General features: G+C 52.5%; 5 protein-coding genes and 1 pseudogene. 2 read left to right on the top strand and 4 right to left on the bottom strand.

The features are described 5' to 3' along the window. From ACTG33_RS15805 to ACTG33_RS15790, 4 genes are all read right to left on the bottom strand, one after another. A partial coding sequence (locus ACTG33_RS15805; protein ID WP_439136187.1) for a carbohydate-binding domain-containing protein occupies positions 1-933 on the bottom strand: 933 nt, incomplete at its 3' end. A gap of 61 nt (positions 934-994) precedes the next feature. Beyond that, complete coding sequence (gene nagB / locus ACTG33_RS15800; RefSeq protein ID WP_439136186.1) at positions 995-1,786, bottom strand: glucosamine-6-phosphate deaminase; 792 nt, start codon at positions 1,784-1,786, stop codon at positions 995-997. Between the two features lie 52 nt (positions 1,787-1,838). Further along, positions 1,839-2,996 carry an N-acetylglucosamine-6-phosphate deacetylase gene (nagA, locus tag ACTG33_RS15795; protein ID WP_439136185.1) on the bottom strand — a complete coding sequence of 386 codons (1,158 nt, stop codon included), beginning with the start codon at positions 2,994-2,996 and terminating at the stop codon, positions 1,839-1,841. A 173-nt stretch (positions 2,997-3,169) separates the two neighbouring features. Continuing rightward, positions 3,170-4,198: a LacI family DNA-binding transcriptional regulator gene (locus ACTG33_RS15790; RefSeq protein WP_439136184.1), complete on the bottom strand. Its 1,029-nt coding sequence runs from the start codon at positions 4,196-4,198 to the stop codon at positions 3,170-3,172. A gap of 191 nt (positions 4,199-4,389) precedes the next feature. Between ACTG33_RS15790 and ACTG33_RS15785 the strand changes: the two genes are divergently transcribed. Then, complete coding sequence (locus tag ACTG33_RS15785) at positions 4,390-5,172, top strand: YdcF family protein (protein ID WP_439136183.1); 783 nt, start codon at positions 4,390-4,392, stop codon at positions 5,170-5,172. Between the two features lie 319 nt (positions 5,173-5,491). Then, positions 5,492-5,795, top strand: a pseudogene (locus ACTG33_RS15780) (hypothetical protein); the annotation flags it as partial.

Raw genomic sequence — 5,795 nt, 5'->3', positions numbered from 1 at the left:
GTTGATCAGTAATCGATACCATTCAGGGGAATGCTTTTCTGCGGCCACTTTTTGGAAAGTCATGGCGGTACCGCGATCATTTTGATCAACGCCGTAACGTTTCAATTCGTTCAGTGGCGGTGCCAAGCTGGCTTCTTCAGGGATGTCACCTTTAAGGTAAATGCCTTTGTCGAGAGAAATATTTCCACCGGTCAGGGTCAGTTGTTCCGGAGTTGGGATGATCGTATGAGCGAGTTTGTCCCTCGGCAGTGTCTTTGTCTCGATGCGGTCGAACAGATGGCGGCTGGTGGCCATCAAGGTTTTGTCCTGAGCGGTGCGTTTCAACTGTTTGTCTGGATCGGTGAAGTCGCCTGCATGGGGTAGCCGTTCCAGTCCGGTGTCAGGGTCAATTTGGGGAACGGTACTTTTGATAACCTCAGGTTGAAGATTGCCGCTGACCAGATAGTAGTTAGGCATGATGTCGGTTTTCGACAGGTGCCAGTAGCTCCCGCGGAATGGAATGGTAACGGTTTGTCCCGGGGCCAGCCCTTTGAATTCAGGCCCAGGTTCAAGACGATGTAAATCGCCGTTGAGATGCGTGATGGTGAACTCTTTACTTTCTGCCGACTGAATAGGCGTCATGTCAGAGAAGTACATCGCCCAGTCATTCGACTGAACGCCCTCTGATGATGTCAGGCGCAGTTCGCCAAGAAAACAGAAACCTTCTGAACGCTCTGGATCACATCCCTGGTTTGCTGTGTTGTCAATTACCTGATAGCGAACCGTCAAGGTGTTTGCCATGGATGCCAGCTGCTGTTGATTAAGTGCATCTGGCTGTTGAGACGAGGAGGGCGGCGTGCAGGCCGTGAGGCCTGTGCTCACCACAATGGCCAGAGCTGTTTTTCGAAATAGAGCGGTTTTCAGGGGAGAATTGATTGGGGGACGAATCGACATAATGAAGTTCTCAGCAGTAGAGCATTTCAGAAGAGCATCTCAGATTTACGGTCTGTTATTTTTAATAACCCAGTTGCGCCAACAGTGTTTGATTTTCACGCTCAATGTGTTTGTAGAACTCTTTGTGTTCTAACTGAGCTGCAGCTTCTTCATCAATTACGATGACAGCGTTTTGATGCATTTGCAGAGCAGAAGCCGGGCAGGACGCTGACATGGGGCCTTCGACGGTGCGATAGATCGCATCGGCTTTGCCGCTACCGGTGGCCAGCAAGACAACTTGCTGACTGTCTTGAATGGTACCGATGCCCATGGTGATGGACAGGTGAGGCTGATATTCATCAGCACTGAAAAAACGCGCGTTATCGTCAATGGTGGCCTGTGTCAGAGTTTTCACCCGGGTTCGTGAAAGCAAGCCGGACGAGGGTTCGTTAAAACCAATGTGTCCGTTGCGACCGATACCCAGAAGCTGAATATCAATGCCGCCACTCTGTTCGATCATCTGCTCATATTCATCGCACGCCAGGATAGGATTGCTGGCGCTGCCCGGAGGCACAAAGGTGTTGGCTTTGTTGATGTCGATATGATCAAACAGCTGTTGATTCATAAAATAGCGATAACTTTGTGGGTGGTCACCGGCCAGTCCCAGGTATTCGTCCAGGTTGTAGGTGGTGACATCCTGAAATGAAATATCACCTTGCTGGTTTGCCTGAATCAGTTTTTGGTAAAGAGCGACCGGTGTTGATCCTGTCGCGAGTCCAAGAACAGCCTGTGGCTTCTTCTGCAGATGCCGTATAAAAATGTGTGCCCCGTATTCCGCTACGGCTTCCGGGGATTCTAAAATGACAACTTGCATGCTGGCGTACCTGGTATTCGTCGAAGGTGTAAGAAGTGGGGGTTAGGTGTGCTTAATTGTGTGTCTGTGGCTGCCCGGCTACCCAGGTTTGAATCACGTGAAATTCGCTGGTGAAGTGAACCAGATCCGCGCGGTAACCATGGCGGATTCGGCCCAGCGTATCGGATTGCCGGATCATTTGAGCCGGATACAGCGATGCCATCCTCAGGGCTTCTTCCAGCTCGACGCCAACTTTCTCAACGCAAAAACGGACACCATCGATCATACCGATGGCGCTGCCGGCCAGGCGTCCCTCTGCGTTGATCAGGCATCCGTCCTGCTCGCTGATGGTTTCGCCGTAGATTTCAAAACTCTTTTGCGCACTGCCGACGGTGGCCATGGCATCTGTGACCAGATAGAGCTTGCCGGTGGGTTTGGCTGCGAGTGCTACGGCGATGGAAAGTGGGTGCACGTGGTGGCCATCGGCGATAATGCCGCACCAGCTGTTGCTGTCTGCCAGTGCTGCGCCAACCACACCGGGGTCACGTCCGGTCAGTGGTCGCATAGCGTTGTAGAGGTGGGTAAATCCGGTCAGTCCCTCCGACAGTGCACTTTGGATAGTTTCAGCGTCGGCATCGGTGTGGCCGGCGCAGACCAGAACGCCCGCATCGCTGAGTTGACGTATCTGCCCTGGCTGGGTGGTTTCCGGAGCGAGGGTGACCACGATGTTCATCGCGGGATGGTTATTTTTGGCGGCGAGTATCCAGGCTAGATCCTGTGTGTCAGGGGCGTGGATATATTCTGCTTTGTGGGTGCCGCGCCGGGTGACATTGAAAAACGGGCCTTCGATGTGGACTCCCAAGACGCCCTTCATAGAGGCAGCCATGGCCTGCTGTACCGCGTTCACGCCGGATTGCAGATTCTCTGTGGTATCGCTGATCAGAGTCGGCAGCATACTGGTTGTGCCGGTTGAGCGATGACCGTCCAGCATAGCTTGAATGCTTTCGATGCTGGGAGCGTTGTTTAGCAAAACGCCGCCGCCGCCGTTGACTTGCAGGTCGATGAATCCTGGAGCCAGCACCCCGCCATTCAGCTCTACGCACTCAATTCCCTCCGGGAGTAGCTCGCGGGGGAGTAGCTGTTCAATATTCTCGCCATCCAGTACAACGGCGTAGTTGTCGAGGCATTGATAGCCATCAAAGATGCGGGCACCAACCAGGGCTTTGACCATTGGGTATTTGCTCTCAGGACGATTTGTGTATGTTCCAGTTAAACACACTCTAACAGACTATTTTATATGGGACAACGTTGTCTTTTGGGGTTTTTAGGCAGTGGTTCTGTAAAGACGGTTTTATAACAGGTGGCTGCTCACTGGGTAGGTTAAGCAGCTGGTGTGGTAAGAGGCTAGCTAAGCTTTGCGGTTGAGTCGCGCACAATCAGTTGCGGCAGGAAGGCGCTTTCGATGCCTTGGTCCGGGTTATCACCGCTGCGTGTGGTGCGGGTAGACTGGATTAGCAGTGCGGTGGCACTGGCGGCAATGTCACTGTTTGGCTGGCGGGCCGTGGTGAGCTTGGGCCAGGTTTGACGGGAAAAAGGGCTGTCCTCGAACCCGACAATCGAAAGTTGGCTGGGGACTTCTACGCCTTTTAATCGAGCGGCGAACAAAGTACCGGCGGCGATCTCATCGTTACAAGCAAAGATGGCGCTGGGTGGTGTGTCCAGATCCAGCAATTGCTGGGTGCGATCGACACCGGATTCAAAGGCATACTGACCTTGCAGAATCAGTTGCTCGTCTTCCGGTAAGTTGTTTTCTCTGAGTGCTTGTCGGTAACCGGCTTCCCGCTCGCCGGAGGAGGAGTGAACAGTATCCCCGGACAGAAAACCAATTCGGGTATGACCAAGGTCGATCAGGTACTGGGTGATCTCGCGGGCGGCATTGTGGTCATCCACCACAACACAAGGAGAGAGATCGTCCGGCGCTTCTGAGCCCGAAATGATACGAACAAACTTCACGCCGCGTTTGCTGAGTTCAGAAACAATCTCGGTTCTTTCCGAGACGGGAGGTGTCAGCACCAGTCCGGCCAGTTGTCCTCGCTCGACCATGGCGGCCAGTTCTTCCGTGATAGAGTCTGAGTTGGCATCGCAGGGGTGGATGACCAGTTCAAACCCCTGACGGTGACATTCTTCGAGGATGCCGTGTTGCATACCAATCACATAGTGACTGTTGGGGTTGTCGTAAATAAAACCGATGAACGATGACGCACCACGCAGATGACGGGCAGACAGGTTGGGCTGATAATTCAGCTCTTTGACAGCTTTCCAGACTTTCTTTTGCAGTTCGTCGCCAACAGAGGGTTCATTATTAATAACGCGGGAAACCGTTTTAAAAGAGACACCTGCCAGTTTGGCTACATCCTTGATGGTCGGTTTCATGATCTGATGGCATACCTGCTGTCTGGAAAGGCGCAAAGGGTAGTGTTTTTGCCGGGATGTGGCAAGTTTTGCCGGATTATGATTGTGCGGCGAGTGGTCTACTATAGAGCAGTATATGATTTTTTGTGACAGCAGTACGTTTTTGTCATATCGTTGCTTATTAAACGTTAAGTTCCAGGGATACGGGCCAAATGATACTTCGCGCACTGCTCAAAAATCTGATTTTACCGCCGACCTCGTTGTTGCTTTTACTGTTGATCGCTTGGTTAGGGTGGCGTCGCTGGCCGAAGTTTTCCCGCACCTTACTGGGGGGCTCGCTGCTTGTTTTTTGGTTGTTGTCCCTTCCGATTGTCGGGGGTGTCATGTTGCAATCTCTGGAAAAAGGATATCAGCCTTATGCCATTGAACGTGTTGGAGAAGGTGTTGGAGAAGGTGTTGAAAAGGTTGAGCCGGAAGCGATTGTGGTACTGGGTGGGGGACGTGTTGCCGATTCCAGAGAGTACAGCGGCGATACCGTAAACAGCAGAACACTGGGGCGTTTGCGCTATGGTGCTCACCTGTATCGTGAGACTGGGCTACCTGTGTTGCTGGCCGGTGGCAGAGTGTACGAAAGGGATGTGATTTCCGAGGCTCAGTTGATGGCTCGGGTGATGAGTACAGAGTTTCGGGTACCTGTGGAGTGGTTGGAGGTGAACAGCAAAACCACTGCGGAAAATGCCGCTTACAGTGCTGAGATATTGCATGCACAAGGCATCGAATCGGTGCTGCTGGTTACTCAGGCCTGGCACATGCCCCGGGCGGAGGGTGTTTTCCGGGAGGCTGGTTTAACGGTGATTCCCGCTCCCACGGGGTTTACGGTTGTACAGCCAGATCGTCTGATGAGCTGGGTTCCCAGTGTTTCTGGTCTGTACGCCAGTTATTTTGCGTTGCATGAGATGCTGGGAGGCTGGTTCTATCGCTGGCAGGGGAAATAGGAGAGATCTGACAGCAGGATGAATCTGGCGAAACCTGCACTGAGTTGGAGCAATGTTGTGCGCGTGTGCCCAAATGGAGCACTACATTACCCCCGGCTCTTACCGTAAAAGCGCTGTTGGTGATGGGGTTTGTGGTTGAATGTGGGCGGGGGAGGCGGAAATGGTGCAACCTGCTGCTCACTCCAGCCCCTGTGGCTGGATTCGTACAATGTGGCGCGACCTTTGCTAATGCTAAAAGAAGCTCTGGGTTTTTAAGTGCTAGGTTTTTAAATTCTACATTTTCAATATCAATGTATTCAATATAAGAGGGTTCAATCTGGTGGTCGAAGTTGAAGCTGTGATTGAGGATCATGAAAAGCTGCAGATGGAAGCCGTTACGCACGTCTACCGTGAGCGCAGTTCGATTCTGAAGTTGATGCGACAATTGAACAGATTGGTGAACGCCTTACAGCGCCACCGAGGTGTCAGTCTGGCCCATCTGGCTGGCGATGGCCTGTTTATGGAAGATGTGACTCAGGTGCAGGCTCAGGTGAATAAGCGCCTGTTGGTGTTGCGCAATACCTGTGACCAGTTTGATCATTTGATCGCGCCCCGGGAGCAGGAGAATATTCAACACAGCTGGA

The sequence above is a fragment of the Pseudomaricurvus sp. genome (genome assembly GCF_965662505.1).
Lineage (GTDB): Bacteria > Pseudomonadota > Gammaproteobacteria > Pseudomonadales > Cellvibrionaceae > Pseudomaricurvus.
This window is presented reverse-complemented; position numbering and strand designations above follow the sequence as displayed.